12 protein-coding genes are annotated in these 17,884 nt (G+C 58.3%); 10 read left to right on the top strand and 2 right to left on the bottom strand.

The genetic code is table 11. The features are described 5' to 3' along the window. From WCS52_18940 to WCS52_18920, 5 genes are all read left to right on the top strand, one after another. Window positions 1-817: thioredoxin family protein (locus tag WCS52_18940; GenBank protein MEI6169265.1), on the top strand; the 817-nt coding region annotated here is incomplete at its 5' end. A 22-nt stretch (window positions 818-839) separates the two neighbouring features. Continuing rightward, complete coding sequence (locus WCS52_18935) at window positions 840-9,107, top strand: PKD domain-containing protein (GenBank protein MEI6169264.1); 8,268 nt, start codon at window positions 840-842, stop codon at window positions 9,105-9,107. Next, window positions 9,107-10,777, top strand: a complete 1,671-nt coding sequence (locus WCS52_18930; protein MEI6169263.1) for a hypothetical protein — start codon at window positions 9,107-9,109, stop codon at window positions 10,775-10,777. The genes WCS52_18935 and WCS52_18930 overlap by 1 nt, the downstream gene beginning before the upstream one ends. 467 nt (window positions 10,778-11,244) lie before the next feature. Continuing rightward, a complete protein-coding gene (locus WCS52_18925; protein MEI6169262.1) occupies window positions 11,245-11,517 on the top strand; it encodes a type II toxin-antitoxin system prevent-host-death family antitoxin in 273 nt (90 codons plus the stop codon). A 4-nt stretch (window positions 11,518-11,521) separates the two neighbouring features. Beyond that, window positions 11,522-11,968, top strand: a complete 447-nt coding sequence (locus WCS52_18920; GenBank protein ID MEI6169261.1) for a putative toxin-antitoxin system toxin component, PIN family — start codon at window positions 11,522-11,524, stop codon at window positions 11,966-11,968. 159 nt (window positions 11,969-12,127) lie between these two features. Here the strand turns inward: WCS52_18920 and WCS52_18915 are convergent, their stop codons facing one another. Next, the gene (locus tag WCS52_18915) at window positions 12,128-12,832 is read right to left on the bottom strand and encodes an AraC family transcriptional regulator (GenBank protein ID MEI6169260.1); all 705 of its coding nucleotides are present in this window, start codon (window positions 12,830-12,832) and stop codon (window positions 12,128-12,130) included. Window positions 12,833-13,020: 188 nt separating this feature from the next. Here WCS52_18915 and WCS52_18910 point away from each other — a divergent pair, with 188 nt between their 5' ends. From WCS52_18910 to WCS52_18900, 3 genes are all read left to right on the top strand, one after another. Further along, window positions 13,021-14,082: a zinc-binding dehydrogenase gene (locus WCS52_18910; GenBank protein ID MEI6169259.1), complete on the top strand. Its 1,062-nt coding sequence runs from the start codon at window positions 13,021-13,023 to the stop codon at window positions 14,080-14,082. A 48-nt stretch (window positions 14,083-14,130) separates the two neighbouring features. Next, window positions 14,131-15,183: a Gfo/Idh/MocA family oxidoreductase gene (locus WCS52_18905; GenBank protein MEI6169258.1), complete on the top strand. Its 1,053-nt coding sequence runs from the start codon at window positions 14,131-14,133 to the stop codon at window positions 15,181-15,183. Between the two features lie 449 nt (window positions 15,184-15,632). After that, window positions 15,633-16,094 (top strand): nucleotidyltransferase, encoded by a 462-nt coding sequence (locus WCS52_18900; protein ID MEI6169257.1) that lies wholly within the window; start codon window positions 15,633-15,635, stop codon window positions 16,092-16,094. 124 nt (window positions 16,095-16,218) lie between these two features. On the opposite strand, the gene WCS52_18895 is transcribed toward WCS52_18900, so the two are convergent. Then, on the bottom strand, window positions 16,219-17,169 hold the full coding sequence (locus WCS52_18895; protein ID MEI6169256.1) for an AraC family transcriptional regulator: 951 nt from the start codon (window positions 17,167-17,169) through the stop codon (window positions 16,219-16,221). A 177-nt stretch (window positions 17,170-17,346) separates the two neighbouring features. Between WCS52_18895 and WCS52_18890 the strand changes: the two genes are divergently transcribed. Together WCS52_18890 and WCS52_18885 are read left to right on the top strand one after the other, a co-directional pair. Beyond that, a complete protein-coding gene (locus WCS52_18890) occupies window positions 17,347-17,628 on the top strand; it encodes a hypothetical protein (protein MEI6169255.1) in 282 nt (93 codons plus the stop codon). 65 nt (window positions 17,629-17,693) lie between these two features. Then, window positions 17,694-17,884: hypothetical protein (locus WCS52_18885; GenBank protein MEI6169254.1), on the top strand; the 191-nt coding region annotated here is incomplete at its 3' end.

The raw sequence follows: 17,884 nt of genomic DNA, 5'->3' as shown, positions 1-17,884 counted from the left end.
CACATCCAACTGTGTGGCTCCAAATTGCACGGTTAACCTGGATTCCGGCCCTTGTGTGTCGTGTCTGACCTCGAATTCCCCCTGCATCGACCTGTGCGGCGATGCCACCTGCTCCGTAATCAATATCGGTGGGGAAAGCGATTGTGCATCCACAAATTGTGCAATCAGCGTCGCTCAGATCGATGGTTGCGCGTCGAATTGTGTCGAGTCCGTCGCCGCGAATCCTGGTGCCGAGTCCAGTGCCCCGATCAATTGGTGCACTTCGCGCGCGACCGCGGTACAACTTGCACTGAACTCAGGCAAACTGATCCTGCTGCTGGCCGGTCGCACGACCTGTCCGAATTGCGAATACATGCGGTACACCGTCTGCGAGGTCGCTTCCGTGCGACAGATCATCGACGATAACTTTATCTGTTGGTTCTGCCCGATTGACGACTCAACAGAATGGAACGTGTACATCCCGACCAACATAGTAACCGTCTATCTGCCTGTGATTTGCGTCATCGATCCCGGCGCGCCAACGGCGCGGCTCGATGGGACCATGAATATCCAGTACGAAGCCGCGTTTCTCGCGCGCCTGGCTGCCCATTTGCCTACCCAACCGCCGCTGGTCAGGTCCCTTACCGTTCAGAATGGCCAGGTCAAAGTCGGCTGGCAAGGTGCGGTCGGATACACGAATCGGGTTCTGCGCACGACTGCGCTGACGGGAAATTGGACGATGGTCGGCGCTGCCACGCCCGGAAATGGCACGACGATAACGAATACCAGTCCGCTATCGGGCGGCTCGGCGTTCTTCCGTGTCATGGGTTTCAAATAACGTGTGAAGGAAAGGGCTCTCTATGAAGTGTGCGATGAAACTTACGGTGTTAATTGGCCTGCTGGGTGGGGCTACCGGCGCGGTTGCGGCGGTGACGAACTATGTGTCTCTCACCAGTCCGGGGCCAGTCCCGCCCTATATTTCATGGGGAACGGCCGCCACCAACATTCAGGATGCGGTTGATGCGGCTGCTTCCGGCAATCTCATCCTGGTGTCCAATGGCGTGTATGCCACGGGCGGCAGAGTGGTTTCCGGGGGGACGACCAATCGCGTGGCCATCACGAATGCGGTGACCGTGCAAAGCGTGAACGGGCCGGGCGTAACGATCATCAAGGGCGCTGGCCCGCTTGGGAATGGCGCGGTGCGCTGCGTTTATGTGGGAACCAACGCGGTGTTTTCCGGTTTCACGGTAACCAACGGCTATACACAGGCGAGCGGCGACTCCGGCGGAGGCGGGATACTGTGTCTTACTTCGGGCGTGGCGAGTAACTGTATTCTTTCCGGTAACTCGGCCGGTATGGGCGGCGGGGCGTGCGGCGGTACGCTGAACAACTGCATGCTTTCCGGTAACTCGGCCGTTAGTTACGGCGGGGCGGCAAGTTGCAAACTTAACAACTGCACGCTCCGCGGCAATTCGGCCAGCGGCACAGGGCCGAGTGGTGGTTATGGCGGCGGGGCGGGCGTCAGCACGCTGAACAACTGCACGCTCAGCGGCAACTCGGCGAATTACAGTGGCGGCGGGGCGTGCAGTTGCACACTGAACAACTGTGCGGTCAACGGCAATACGGCCTATATGACGGGCGGCGGGACGGACAGTGGCACAATAAACAACTGCACGGTCATCCGTAACACGGCGACTTATAGTGACGGAGGGACGTTCTATAGCAGTGTGTCAAATTCGATCGTGTACTACAATACGGCGCCGTCTAACCCGAATTTCGCGATTGCTCCGCCATATTCCGTCTATTATTATAGTTGCACGACACCCGATCCGGGCGGAACGTCGAATATCACCGTCGAGCCGATGCTGGTGAGCATGTCGCATCTGGCCACGAACTCGCCTTGTATCGGTAAGGGCAGTTATGCCATCTGCGTTGGGGTGGATATTGACGGGGAGGCCTGGCTCAATCCCCCGAGCATCGGGTGCGACCAGGTGGTGGCCGGGGCCGTGACCGGCGCGTTGTCAGTGGCGATTGTTGCGCCTTCGACGAACATTTTGGGCTATACCTCAACCCTGGCGGCTGACATTGGGGGCCGGGTCTGGCGCAGCGTGTGGGATTTTGGCGACGGCTCGGGCACCACGAATTCCCCGTATATGACCCATGCCTGGAGCGCGATCGGAACGTATACGGTGGTCTTGACGGCGTGGAACGATTCCTATCCGGGCGGGATCGTGGCGACGGCGGTGGTTCAGGTGGTGGCCCCGCCGGTGTACTACGTCAACCTTGCCAATACCGTCCCTGTATATCCTTATACGTCATGGGGAACGGCCGCCACGAACATTCAGGTTGCCGTTGACGCCTGTGCCGCGGAAGCCATTCCGGGCGGCATGGTGCTGGTGACCAACGGCGTGTATGCCACAGGCGGGCGTATCACGCCTGGGGGGACCGTGACCAACCGGCTTGTGATCACGAACGCCGTCACGGTGCGTAGCGTCAACGGGCCCGCTGTTACGATCATCCGGGGGCAGGGTCCAATGGGCGCCAGCGCGGTGCGCTGCGCGTTCCTGGGCGGAGGCGCCGTCTTATCGGGCTTCACGCTGACTAACGGCTTTACCCGGACGAATTCAACTGTGAATGTTGGTCTAGACACCTACGGCGGGGGGGCCTGTGCTTGGGGTAATGTAGCAACCCTCACGAACTGTATTATCAGCGGGTGCTCGGCGAATTCCGGCGGCGGAACGACCTACGGCACGCTGAACAACTGCACGGTTAGCGGTAACTCGGCCAGCGGCAATGGCGGCGGAGCGCACAGTAGCACGCTGAAAAACTGCACGCTCAACGGCAACTCGGCGACAGGTTCTGGCGGCGGGGCGTACGGCGGCAATCTGAATAACTGCGCGATCTACGGTAACTCTGGCACCGGGTACGCCGGTGGGACGAGTCCAGGGACGGTTAATAACTGCACGATCATCGGCAACTCTGGCGGCGGGACGTCCGGGGGCACAATAAACAACTCGATCATCTATTATAATGTTGGAGGAAACGGAGGCTCCACCCTCAATTATTGCTGCAACCCTATTGCCGCATTTGGGGTGAATAACATCACGAACGAGCCGATACTGGCGAGCATGTCGCATTTGGCCACGAACTCGCCCTGTATCGGCAAGGGCAACTATGCCGCCTGTTCGGGAGTGGATATTGACGGGGAGGCCTGGCTCAATCCCCCGAGCATCGGGTGCGATCAGGTAACGCCCGGCGGCATCTCCGGCGCGTTGTCGGTGGCGATTGTGGCGCAGGCGACGAACGTGACGGTGGGTTATGCGCTGCGTCTGACGGCGGACATCCAGGGGCCGGCCGAGCGCAGTGTGTGGGATTTCGGCGATGGTTCGGGTGCCACGAATTCCCAGATTATGACTCATGCCTGGACCGCGACCGGAACGTATGCGGTGGTCTTGACAGCGTGGAACGGGACGTATCCGGCTGGGCTCGCGACGACGACCCTGGTCCATGTGGTCACGCAACCCGTGTTCTACGTGAATGCAGGCAATGCCGGCGCGGTTTATCCGTATCTCACATGGGCGACGGCCGCCACGAACATTCAGGCTGCGGTTGATGCGTGTTGCACCGAGATTCCTGGCGGCATGGTGTTGGTGACCAACGGCGTGTATGCCACGGGCGGACGCGCCGTGTCCAATGCCGGGACCAATCGGCTTGTAGTTACGGACTGCATCACGGTAATAAGCGTGAACGGCCCCGCCGTCACGATTATCCGTGGGCAAGGCCCGCTGGGAGCCAGCGCGGTGCGCTGCGCGTACCTGAGCGGAGGCGCCGTGCTGTCGGGTTTCACGCTGACCAATGGATTTGGCGGGGGGGGCTCTGGCGTTTCCGGGGGTGCGGGGGCTTATCTTTATGGCGCAACCCTCACGAACTGCACGATTAGCGGCAATAATGGCGGCACCGACTCGGATTTCATCGGCGGCGGGGTGGCGGGTGGCAGTGGGGTGTGCGGAGGCACGGTGAATAACTGCACGATCAACGGCAACTTGGCTTATCAGGGTGGCGGGGCGTATCAGTGTACGCTGAACAACTGCACGGTCAGCGGCAACTCGACGTCTTATGTACTCACTGGGTATGGCGATGGCGGCGGGACAAGCCTCTGTACATTGAACAACTGCACGATCAGCGGCAACTCGGCGAATGGGAGTGGCGGCGGGGCGGCCGGCGGCACGCTGAATAATTGCACACTCCGTGGCAACTCGGCGAACTGCTCGAACCTCCCTGGCGCGGGGAATGGGAGTGGCGGCGGGGCGGCTTACAGTACGCTGAACAATTGCGCGCTCATCGGCAACTCGGCACTTATCGGTTCGGGCGGCGGAGCGCACGGCGGCACGCTGAATAACTGCACGCTCAGCGGCAACTCGGCAATGATCGGTCAGGGCGGTGGTGCGAACAGTTGCATCCTGAACAACTGCACGCTCAGCGGCAACTGGGCCTTACTATCGGGCGGCGGGGCAGAGGGCTGTGCGCTGAGCAACTCGATCGTGTACTATAACACGGCTAAGACTTTGGCGAACGTGTCGGGTGGAACCTGTGCCTATAGTTGCACGACTCCTGATCCGGGCGGCTCATCGAACATCACCGCCGTGCCGTTGCTGGCGAGCGCGTCGCATCTGGCCACGAACTCGCCCTGTATCGGCAAGGGCAACTATGCCGCCTGCGTTGGGGTGGATATTGACGGGGAGGCGTGGCTCAATCCCCCGTGCATGGGGTGCGACCAGGTGTCAGGCGGGAGCCTCGCCGGCGTGTTGTCGATGGCGATCATCGCACCGGCGACGAATGTGGTGGGCTATGCGCTGCGCTTGGTGGCCGACATCCAGGGGTCGGTCGAACGCAGTGTGTGGGATTTTGGCGATGGCACGGGCGCCACGAACTCGCCGGGTGTCACCCATGTCTGGACCGCGACCGGAGACTACACGGTGGTGTTGACGGCGTGGAATGCGTCCTATCCGGCAGGGATCGCGGCGACGGCCCTGGTCCATGTGGTCACGCAACCGGTGTTCTATGTGAACGCCGTTAATGCCGGCGCGGTTTATCCTTATCTCACGTGGGCGACAGCCGCCACGAACATTCAGGATGCGGTTGACGCGTGTAGCGCCGGGCTTCCTAACGGCATGGTGCTGGTGACCAACGGCGTGTATGCCACCGGCGGGCGCAAAGTGATGTCAGGTAATACCACCTTGTCCTGGACCAACCTGCTTGTGGTGCTGAGCGACATCACGGTAAAAAGCGTGAACGGGCCTGCCGTCACCATTATCCGTGGGCATGGCCCGTTTGGATTCAGCGCGGTGCGTTGCGCGTACCTGGGCAATGGCGCCGTGCTATCGGGCTTCACTTTGACCAACGGGTTTACCCGGGAGTATTATTCAGATCCGGCCGATCCTCTCAGTTGCGGCGGGGGAGCCTATGCCGTTAACGCAACCCTGACGAACTGCATCCTCTGCGGCAACTCGGCCGGCGGCAATGGCGGCGGCGCGTGCTCCGGCACGCTGATCAACTGCACGCTCAGTGGTAATACGGCCTATAAAAATGGGGGCGGAGCGTACTCCGGCACGTCGATCAACTGCACGCTCAGCGGCAACAGATCGTTTTTGGATGGCGGTGGGGCGAGCAGTTGCACCCTGAACAACTGCGCGGTCAACGGCAACACGGCCTATTCGAGTGGCGGCGGGGCGAGCGGCGGCACGGTGATCAACAGCACGCTCATCGGCAACTCAGCTTCTTCCTACGGTGGCGGGGCGTACACCAGCGCAGTGGTGAACTCGATCATCTACTACAATACAGCCATGGGTGACATAAATGTATCGGGCGGAACCTGCTCCTTTAGTTGCACGACCCCCGATCCCGGCGGCACGGCGAACATCACCGTCGAGCCGTTGCTGGTCAGTCTCGCCCATCTGGCCACGGACTCGCCCTGTATCGGCATGGGCAGCTATGCCGCCTGTTCGGGAGTGGATATTGACGGGGAGGCCTGGCTCAATCCCCCATGCATGGGGTGCGACCAGGTGGCGGTTGGGGTCGTGACAGGCATGCTATCGGTGGCGATCATGGCGCAGGTGACGAACGTGGCGGCGGGCTATGCGGTGGGGATGATGGCGGCCCTGGATGGACAGGTCGGGGTGAGCGTGTGGGATTTTGGCGACGGCACGGGCGCCACGAATAGCCTGTATGTGACCCATGCCTGGTCAACACCGGGCGACTACGCGGTGGTGTTGACGGCGTGGAACGGGACATATCCGGATGGGATCGCGGCGACGGTCATGGTGCATGTGGTGGCGCAACCGCTGTTCTATGTGAAAACAGGCAATGTCGGCGCGGCTTATCCGTATTCCTCGTGGGGGACGGCGGCCACGAACATTCAGGATGCGGTTGACGCCTGTGGCGCGGCGGGAGTCGTGGGTGCGCGGGTGCTGGTGACCAACGGCGTCTATGCCGCGGGTGGGCGCAAGGCGGCGGGGCAGACCATCGTCAGCCGGATTGTCGTCACGAACGCGATCATCGTGGAGAGCGTGAACGGTTCTGCGGTCACCCTGATCAAGGGGCTGGGGCCGCAGGGATCCAACGCGGTCCGTTGCGCAAGCCTGGGCAGTGGCGCCGTGCTTTCGGGCTTCACGCTGACCAACGGCTTCACCTTGAATGCTGCGGGGGATGGCGATGGCGGGGGCGCTTTCGTCATGGGCGCGGCCACACTCCTGAACTGCACGATCAGCGGCAACTCGGCTTTTTCCTACGGCGGCGGGGTTCGCTACGGCACGTTGAACAACTGCACGCTCAGTGGCAACTCGGCCATGTATGGCGGCGGAACCGCTGCGAGCACGCTGAGCAGTTGCGCGATCATGGGTAACGCGGCCAGCGTGTATGGCGGCGGGGCCTATCTGGGGATGCTGAGAAACTGTACGGTTAGTGGCAACCAGTCCTCGCAAGATGGCGGCGGGATCTGGAGCGCGACGGCCATCAACTCGATCATCTATTACAATTCAACCCCGACCGATCTGAACATCGCGGGCGGGGGGGCGGTTCGGTACAGTTGCACAACCCCCGATCCGGGAGGCGTGGGGAACATCACGAACGCCCCTGGATTTGTCAATTACGCCCTTGGGAATCTACGGCTGACCAACAGTTCGTACTGCGTCAATGCCGGCGAGAACGCCTCGGTGACGGACACGGCCGACCGGGATGGCAATCCCCGCATCCAGGCGTCGGTCGTGGACATGGGCGCCTATGAGTCGCCCTATGCGCCCATCGATGCCGCGGACGGGGTGGGGGGAGCAATCATCTCCCCGGCCGGCCGTATCGGGGTCCTGGTCTCGAATGACCAGACGTTCGTCCTCTCTGCTCCGCCCTATGCGGGCATTGTGATTGAAGACGTGAAGGTGGATGGCGTGAGCATGGGCGCCACGAACCGGTATACCTTCCACGCCGTCACCAGCAGCCACACCATCCAAGCCCTCTTCAAGTATGTCTACCCGGATTCAGCCGGCTTTGGCCTCGTGGGGTCTTCGGTGGGCGCCGGCACGGGCGCCGGCACGGGACAGGTTGCGCTAGCCTGGGTGGCTACCAATCAGTGGACGTACACCCTGCAGCAGACGCCGACCCTGATGCCGGCAGCCTGGTCCAATGTGGTGCCCGAGGTCAGTGTGGCCGGTATGGGTCTGTTGCAGGTCATCCTCGACGCGCCGACTAATGCTCCCAGCATGTTCTACCGTTTAGGCGCGAACTATGCCGGCGCCTTAACCCAGTTCACCGAGGCCGACTGGTCGCAGGGTAATTTTGAAAGCCAGGCCAATATAGACACGGTCAACAGTCCAGGCCAACTCTTCTTGAAAAACTACCCGTCCAATATGGTTGCCGCCTTTACCGTGACCCAGAATATTTACGATATGGTCGTTTACAGGGATAAACTCATCCTTTCCGATTGCAGTTCTCTCTTGAAAGCCAGCGATGCCTATGTGCATAGCTACGACTACCGCTCCAATACGGTGTCCCAGATCTATTCGTATGCCCAGGGTTTCAAGGAGCAAGGCATTCACGATATGTATGTGTGGAACAACAAGCTGTACACCTACGGCCCTGACAGGGACGATGGTGGCTGGGATTTGGGCGCCATCTACATCTATAATGGCGCGGCATGGACCAGAAGACTGACCGTAGGGGGCGACGTGCACGGTATCACTATGGCTAACTACCACGATACGCTCTACCTCTGCATAGCTTACTCTCCAGATGGAAGCCAAGTGACCGCGATGAAAGTGGTGAGTTCTCAGAATGACGGATTGTCATGGGATCAGGCGGGGATATCAACAGTACCCGCGGGGACACTTCAGAGTTATCAGGAAAAATTTATCACCTATGCCGACAAGCTGGCGTTATTCATGAATGATGGTCTGCATGTGATGGGTAGCGGGAATTATAATATTTTTACGAATTTCTGCGCCGCATTGATGGACCACGTGGAGTTTGGCGGCAAACTGTATTTCTCGTTCGGTGGCGGGCTGTATTCTACGCCAGACTTGGCGGCTTTTACCACGAACACGAACATGATGGGCGCGGTAGCGTTGGAAGCCTATGACGGCCGGTTGTATGCGCTGGCTGGGACTTTGAATGTCAGTTCAGATGGCTCGAATTGGACCGGGTATGCCCAAACCATACCTTGGACATGTGCTGCGCAGTTCCAGCATCCCGTCATGGAGCAATATCATGGCCGACTGTACGTCGGCGGCGTGGGCAGTGGAAACAGTGTTTACGTTTCGGCGGCGGCGAGCAGTGGCAACCTCGTATCCAGCTCCATGAACATGTTGATGCAAAATGCAGCCATGACCTGGGATAGTGTCACGCCGGCCGGGACGACGGTGCGTTTTCAGCTACGGACGGCCAAGACCTCCGGGGCCTTGAGCGCCAAACCCTTTATCGGCCCCGACGGCACCAGCGGAACCTATTACCAGACGAGCGGCACGGCCCTCCATTCCGTGCATAACGGCGACACCTGGGTGCAGTACAAGGTCTACATGACATCCACCGACCCGAAATTTACGCCTTATGTCAGCGGCATTACCCTTCGGAATACCCCCTGATGAATGACCGTTTTATTCGTTCACTTGGTTTCGTGCTCATGATGGCCGCGGTTTGGCTCGGGAACCCTGCCAGCGCGGGCGCGGGCAGCGGCTTGGTGGTTTCCTGGGATGCCACCAATGGCGTGGCGTATAGCCTGCAGCGGACGCCATCGCTGATGCCGGTCACTTGGTCCAATGTGCCGCCGTACACCAACATGACCGGGCAGGGCTTGATGTCCCTCACCAACGCGGCTTCCGGCGCTTCCAACATGTTTTACCGTCTGAGCGCGGTGTATTCCAACTCCTTGAGCCTGGTCTTCACCGAAACCGGCTGGTCTCAAACGAACACGGAAAGCCAGTCTAATATTGATATGACCAACAGTCCGGGACAGCTTTTCCTGAAGAGCGATCCGTCCAACATGGTTCCGGCCTTCAGCGTCACCAAGAATATTTACGACATGGTCGTTTACAGGGACAGGCTCATCCTTTCCGATTGCACTTCAGTGAACGGAACCAGCGATGCTTATGTCCATAGTTACGACTATCAGTCCAATACGGTGAGCCAACTCTATTCGTATGCCCAGGGCTTCTATGAGCAAGGCATACAGGATATGTACGTGTGGAATGACAAACTCTACATCTATGGTCCCGACCGGGCCGACGGCGGTTGGGATCTGGGAGCCATCTACCTTTATAATGGCACGAATTGGACACGGAAACTGACCGTGCCCGGAGACGTGCACGGCTTATCCATGGGCTATTTCCAGAACAAACTCTATCTGGCCATTACCTACTCTTCCAATGGCACCGTTGCGAATGGATTGTTTTTATATCAATCCAGCAATGATGGCGATACCTGGACAGACACCGGGGTCATCAACGACTTCGCGTTTGTGAAAATACTTGGCTTTAACACTAAGCTGGCTGTGTTTGCGTATGGGGGGGGCTCTGTGAACAATGGAGCCGGCTGGCTTGCCCGCAATGCGAATTATTCGTGTTACGTGACCGGTCATGAGGAGTTTTCCAATAAACTGTATATTGCCTGCATGCCGGGCTCTTCCTCGTCGGAAGGGATGCTTTACACCTCCGACCTGGCGACCTTCACCAGCGTAACGTGTTTCACCAACGCCTATATTGCCGATGTCGTGGCTTATGACAGCCGGCTGTATGCGCTGAAGTGGTCAGGCACGGACCTCCAATTGTATGGCAGTGCCGGCGGCCAGAGCTGGACGGCCTGCGCCCAGCATATTCCCGCCACAGGGACGGCGCAGGTTCAGCATCCCGTTGCCCTGCCGTATCACGGCAGGCTGTACGTGGGGGGTGTGGGCAGCGGGAATGCGGTCTATGTCTCTGCTGCGGTCAGCAGCGGGAGTCTTGTATCCAAGCCCATCAAGATGTTCATGGGTCATGTTACGCTGGCCTGGGATGCCTTAACGCCGACCGGGACGAGCGTGAAATTCCAGTTGCGAACGGCCAGGACATCGGGCGAACTGGGCGCAAAACCCTTTATTGGTCCTGACGGCACCAGTGGAGCCTGTTACGAAGTGAGCGGGGTACAAACCTGTCCGGCCCATAACGGCGACACCTGGGTGCAGTATAAGGTCATCATGGGCACGACCGATGCGAAATTCACACCCTATGTCAACCGCGTCACGCTATCGGGTCTCCCGTTCGTTCTGAAAATAGAGTAGGTGGCTTAGTTTTGCAAAAATAGAAAGTGAAGAAAAGGCGTGGTGATTCAGGTTTACAGGAGTTCGAGTTCAGTCATAAAGGGATCAAGATGCTTAAAGAGACCAGTGTTTTCTATCAGCCACTTCGGCCGCTCGATACCGCCATACAGACCGTAGGGTGTCGCCATACGAATCCAATCATCTGCTCCAAAAATCGTCTGCCGAAAATATGTGCATTTGTTCGCCCCGATCAGTTATGCGTTTGTCCGCCGCGGACGTGGAAAAAGCAATTCGGGATTCTGAATGGTTAAGAAAGACGGTGCGCTGACGCCCCCGCTTCACACCTCCCGGCTGGCAACTCTCCGGTGATTTTGCCCGAACCCACGACGAGGTGAGCGTCTATCTTCGCGACCATCTATCGCAAAATGCCTTGACCTTGCAACTGCAGCATCTATCATAGTTGTACTAGTTAAAGGAGGAGGGGAGTTATGATCACTGTTACCACGATGGACGTACGGAAGCACGTTGGCGATATCCTTAACCGGGTTGCCCTTCGCGGCGACGAGTATCTGGTCGAACGCAAGGGCAAACCAATGGCGGTGCTGATGCCGGTCGAAAAGGCGGAGTCAATCCGGCGCGCGGCTCACTTGCGGCTGGGCGATTGGTTGAGCCGGCCGAACGCCGTAAAGACGGACGCAGAAGCCATGGCGTTGGCCAATGAGGCCCGCCGCGAAACCCGGGCCGCGAAGCGTGTGAGGTGATTTCATGCCTGCGCTACGTATTGTTTTGGACACGAATGTCATCATCAGTGCTTTGATTCGAACGGATTCGACGCCAGGATTGATTGTCCGGTCAGTTGTTGATGAAATGGCAGTGCGTTTGGTGACCTCGCATTCATTGCTCGCCGAACTTCGGGCTGTTCTGGCCTACCCGCGTCTCCAGCGCTACCTGAAAATGGGCAAAGACGACAAGGAAGAGTTTGTCATTCTGCTGGAACAGATTGCCGATATTGTCAACATTAGCGATTATCCAGCGTCGGGAATCTGCAGGGACCCCGATGACGAGCCGTACCTCCAAACGGCCCGGGCCGGCAGGGCTGATTATATCGTAAGCGGTGATCAAGACCTGTTGGTTCTGGGAACCCTGGGTTCTGTGCGCATCATTTCGCCTGCCGCTTTCGAGCGCATTCTGAATCCAAAGTGTAAGCCCTAGCTCACGACAAGCGGCCTGTAATGCGGGATAGCGGGAGCGTTATGAGACCCACTACTCCACACGTGTAGGCATCCGAAACAGGTAATGGATCGCCATCTCGATGCCGCCGCCTGAAACATTATTTGCAGCCTGGCAGAACGGGACTTGCTCAGAGGCTTCTTATGACGGTGCACGTTTCTGCGTATATTTGGCGCGGTACTGAGAGGGAGGGAGGCTGAAACGGTTACGGAACAGGCGGCTGAAATAATATGGGTTCTCAATGCCGACGCGTGCGGCGATTTTGGTAGTCGTTTCCTGGTTGAGCCGCAGCAGGTCGCATGCGTGTTCCATCCGTTTCCGGATCAGATAGTGTATCGGTGTTTCCCCGGTATGTTTGATAAATAGTTGCCGCAGGTAATCCGGATTGATCGAGAGCTGCGCGGCCACGCCTGCGATGGAAAGCGGTTTGGCGAACTGCGTGTCGAAGATCCGCCGCGCCGCCGTCACGTGGGGCGGCTCAAGCGGGCCGGCGGCGGCCTGCGTGGCAAGTTGCCGCCTCAATTCCAACACGAGCAGCCCGCCCAGCAAATTCAAGCGATCCTGTCGTCCGTCATCGTGCCGGCCTAATTCCCTCCTCAGTTGTACGCAGGACTTGCGCGTGTCAGGGTCTGCGTGACAGACCCCGGGTAGCAACGCCTCTGCACCGCTGCCCGTCACGCCCAGGCAGACCTGGGTGCCGCGTTTATTGCATTCGTCGCCATGTAGCATGCCCGGCTGGTAGACGGCGATGTCCCCGTTCCGGTAGCGCAGCCGCTCCGTGCCTTGCGGTAGCCAGCCCTCGCACCCGCAGTACCAGATGATTTCCGTGCAGGCGTGGGAGTGCATAAAGCAACGTTGCCCGGCGCATGTTGGTAATTCCAGTGCAAATAAACAGGCTGGAGCCGAAGAGGGTATCTCTGATTTGTTCATTAAGAAAAGCCGCTTTTGTTCATTCCATTATCAATATGCCGGTCGTATATATGGCCTCACAACTGAAATGTGTATCAAATCACGATAGCGGCAGGAAAGGGGAAATGATGAGTCAGAAAATTAAAGCCATTACTTTTATCGGAATCAATCACGTTGAAGTGCGCGACTACGAACTCGGCGCCTGTGGTCCTACGGACATCGTGGTGCGGACGCACTATACGATGGTGTCGTCGGGCACGGAACTGCGTGTGTTGGGCGGGCTCTACGGGGCGAAGGAGAAGTACCCCGTGATCCCCGGCTATTCGGTGGTCGGCGAAGTGGTGGCCGTGGGGCCGGAGGCGAAGGGCTTCCGCGTGGGGGACCTCATCAGCGGGCGTAATCCGAGGCCGGTACCGGGTGTCGCTTCGATGTGGGGCGGACAGGCCAGCCACCATGTCTATACCACGCAGGGTGAGGACCGTCCGGTTCTCTTGCCGGCGGGCGCGAACCCTTTGGACTATATTGTTGCGGAAATATCGGCCATCAGTCTGCGCGGGGTGCTGGCGGCGGCACCTAAGGCGGGCGAGACGGCGGTGGTGCTGGGGCAGGGCTTGATCGGTGCATTCTCGGGCGCATGGCTGCAGGCGGCCGGCTGCCGCGTGATTGTAGCGGACCGTGAGCCCGCGCGGCTGGAGCGGTCGAAGGCGTGGGGTGTGGCCGCGACTGTCAATGTAAGTGAGCCGGATGCCGAGGCCCGGATCCAGACGCTCTGCAATGGCGGAGCGGATATCGTTGTGGAGTCCTCCGGTTCTGTAGCCGGAGCGATGATGGCCTACCAGCTGATCCGCAAGAAACCACAGGCGTATGGGGCGGACTACAAGGTCGAGCCGATCGTCTTCTATCATCAGGACTGGGCCCGGTTGGTCATGCAGGCGAACTACCTGGACAAGGTAACCATCGATCCCTTCGGGTTCATTCCCGGCGAAGGGGTCATTATCCTGGCGCCGAAGGACCGAGGGGTGGAGGACCGGCAGCGGGCAGTGGAGGCCTTCCGGCGTGGCACCTTACGGGCGGGGGACTTCATCAAGAAGCCGGTTTCGTTCAAGGAGGCGCCTTCGGCCTACGCCGCGTTGCGTGACGATCAGAAGAATAATTTCTCCCTGGCCTTTGACTGGACCGGGGAGTGAGACGTGAAGAGTGAAACGTGAGATGTGAAGAGTGAAAGGGATAGGATTATGACATTACGTTGTGCAATCATAGGATGTGGATCAAGCGCGCCGGGCAAGGGTGGGGCGCATTCAATCGGGTATGCGCATGGCTGGGCGATTGGCCGTGTGAGTGGGCTGAAACTGGTGGCGGCCGCCGATCGTGTTGAGCAGAACGTCGCTGACTTTGCCGTGGAGTTCGCCGGCTGTACCTCCTATACGGATTATCGCGCCATGCTGACGCAGGAGAAACCGGACCTGGTAACTGTCAGTGCCTATCCGCCCTACCGTGAAGAAATGGTTCTGGCGGCGGTCGCAGCTGGCGCCAAGGGAGTAGTCATCGAGAAGCCGATGGCCATGGGACTGGGCGCGGCCCGGCGGATGATGACGGAAGCCGCCAAAACCGGTTGCCGGTTGTTTGTTCATCACCAGCGCCGCTATGGCAAGCCGTTCGAGTGGTGGCGTCAGGCGGTAATGGATAAGGAAATTGGCGAACTGGAAGGCATCGATATCGCCCAGCCGTTCGATACCTTCATCAACTTCGGCCCACACCTGGTGGATGCCGCCCTTTTCGCATTGGGCACGGAGCGGAAGGCCGTTCTGGTTATTGGCGCCACGGATTTGACCGATGTGGGGGACTACCAGGGGACAAAAGTCGAAACCCAGATGCTGTCTAGTTTACACTTTGACGATGGCACCAGGATGACCATCGAGGTGGGCAAAAAGACCTGCGGCAAACTACCCGTTCTCCGTGCGAATGGAACACGAGGGTTTGCAGAATTGCGGTTGGACCCCATGAGCGGTGAAGGCTGCGTATTCCGGAAGATGACGGGCAGTGAGGGAGTTGTAAGTCCCGCGACCAACGAGCATTTTCACCACAGCGAGGATGGCACGCTTTACGTGCATCGCGCGTACGAGGATATCCAGCGCGCGATGACGACAGGTTCGGCGACCCGTATTGATGCCAGTGAGGCGTTGAGAGGGCTCGAGATCATCATGGGGATATATGAATCCGCCCGGTTGCAGCGGATGCTGGAGTTCCCTATCATGCAAGAGGTTTTCCCGATGGAATGCAAAGACTGAAAGAGGCCTCGAAGATGAGTTCATGAGAATTGGTGCATCGGACGATCCATTTTGAAAACCCGACAATGGTGGCCTTATCGAAGTGAAATTGGACCGGATGTATTTCGAGGGCGATGGTGTGAGCCGCGAATATGGGAGTATCTGCCATGAGGAATATCGCAAGCGGGATCCATTCATGACGATTGTTGAAGAGACGCGATAATGTGTGAATCCACAGGTTCATATGGGGGCTTTTTTTATGGTTAGTTAAAGTTGATTGTGACATACTACATAAATGAATGTTAACCGTAAACGAATGGCTGAAAGTGCGTTTGTTTTTGAACGCGGGAAGCCGCGAGTGCGGAAGTTGGACTCCGAGCGGACAGATGGAGCCGAATGGCTTCGTGTATCACCTCAAAGGCGAATTGAGGCTGTTGAATTTTTGAGGGCCAGCTTTATGGGATCTGATTATGCTACACAAAGACTTCCACGACTTCTTGGTATTACTCACAGAGCATAAGGTCCGTTATCTGGTGGTTGGTGGATATGCGGTTGCTGTTCACGGCTACCCCCGTTACACGGGCGATCTTGATGTATTCATTGCCTTGGATTCACAAACGGCGGAGGCTGTCGCTGGCGCATTTTACGAATTCGGTTTCTCAAAATCCGATATTGACGCCCGAACTTTTCTTGTTCCAAAGAGCATTGTTGAGGTTGGGCATGAACCTCTGAAGCTCCATGTGATGAACGCAATTTCCGGTGTCACATTCGATGATGCCTATACTCGGCGACAGACCGTGCGACTAGATGACCTTGATGTGCCATTCATTGGGTATGAGGACCTGGTCCGGAATAAATCCGCCACCGGTCGCGGCAAGGACAAGGTGGATGTCGAAGAATTAGAACGGCGACGCAAGGTCAACCCAGCGTGAAACTCTAGACCCTTCTGTAATTCTTTGTGAGAGTATCGACATACCCGATCCCTGCTTTTTCACTGGTGTCCAGAGTGCGAACCAGATGGATATCAGTCTCTATTCTCTGCCGATTTTAATCGGCTCATTCCGAAAGCCCCCCCGTTTGGGCGAGGGTTCGCTTCGTGCTGGCTTGGGTTCGGTACGCGCTCGGTGATGTCCCGTAACGTTTGTGGAACGCCGCTGAAAAATAAAGCTGGCTGCTCCAGCCGGTCAGTGCGGCGATTTCTTTGATGATGTAGCCGCTCTGCGCGAGCATCTGCAGGGCCCGCCGGAGACGGATATCCACAACCGTCTGCGAGAGTGTCTGGCCCGTCGTTTGCCGAAACAGGTGGGAAAGACGCGAAGAAGACAGGCCCACAGCCAAGGAGACTTGTCGGAGAGATAAATCGGGCTCGAAATAGTGGGTATGCAGGAAAGCGATGGCCGCATTGACATGGCGTTCCCCCGGCACGTGGTCTCCGTGACGGGGAGTCGTGACAACCTCCGCATACGCCGAGATTAACACCCGCAGCAGACCCGCGGCTCGCTCGCGGCTCCAGCGGCTACGCTGCCCCAGGGCTTGCGCCACTTTGCCCATCACGGATTCCGGCGGCTCGCTCAGCAGAACCGTCCAGGCCACCGTCTCCGCGGCGGTCAGCGCGAAACTCAGCCAGTTACGCGGACCGCGGAGGCCCAGTTGCAGAGCGTTACTGCTCTCATGGGAAGCCCCTATGTACATGTTTAGCAGACGCAGGTTTTTCGCCTGTGGCAAAGACGCTGTTTGCATGTGCAGGCACTCGGGCGGAACAATCAGCAGGGTCCCGGCTCCGATCGTTAGCGCGGGGTGGCCAACGGCCTTGAACTGCAGCGCGCCATGCAGCGGGATGAAGAGTTCCCAATTCCGATGACAGTGGATACCGGGTCGTAGCAGGTCGGTGGTCTGTTCACTCGGGGCCACATGCAGTGCGACAGTGGACGTGAACGCACCCTCGAGTGTCTGCCGGAGACCCTGTAATATCGCCGCGGGGATGTGAGATGTCGTGCCGTTTTTCATATATCTATAGCAGATTATCATATATTGACGAAATTGCAATCCCCTGCTTCCCCGTGCCACTATGAAAGAAGTCGTCCGGGATTCACTTTGCAGGCGGAAGTCATGGACGTGGAAGGGTACTAGATCATGATCAATAGTCAGAAACGCTCGAGTATTCTAACAACTGAAGAAGCTGCGATGCATACGAAACGTTACATGATCAAGACGGTCTCAGTAGTGCTTCTGCTGGCGACGGGATTAGCCGTGCGGACGCTAGCGGACGATGCGTTCGCCGTGGACCGGTTTCGCGGCGGGGGGCGGGATGGGTACGACGCCGATATTCTGGCGCAGATCGATCAACTAAATCAAAAAGCCATTCTTGGGCGGTTCAGCGGGGGAGGCCGGGACGGATGGGCTGATGGCATGGCCACGGGACTCGAGATACCCGTCAGAAGAGGTACGCTCCTTATCATCCTCTAGTAAGGGTTTCGCGCTTTGCGCACATAAGTTATTACAGTGTCGATGGTCAAAAGGGGAAGGCAGTCATGCATACGAAACGTTACATGATCAAGACGGTCTCGGTAGTGCTTCTGCTGGTGACGGGATTAGCCGTGCGGACGCTGGCAGACGACGTGTTCGCCGTGGACCGGTTTCGCGGCGGGGGGCGGGATGGGTATGACACCGGTATTCTGGCGCAGATCGATCTCAATCAAATTTTTGGGCGGGTCAAAGGCGG

This window comes from bacterium (assembly GCA_037128595.1).
Lineage (GTDB): Bacteria > Verrucomicrobiota > Kiritimatiellia > CAIKKV01 > CAITUY01 > JAABPW01.
The sequence above is the reverse complement of the archived record's forward strand: the minus strand, read 5'-3'. Positions and strand labels throughout refer to the sequence as shown.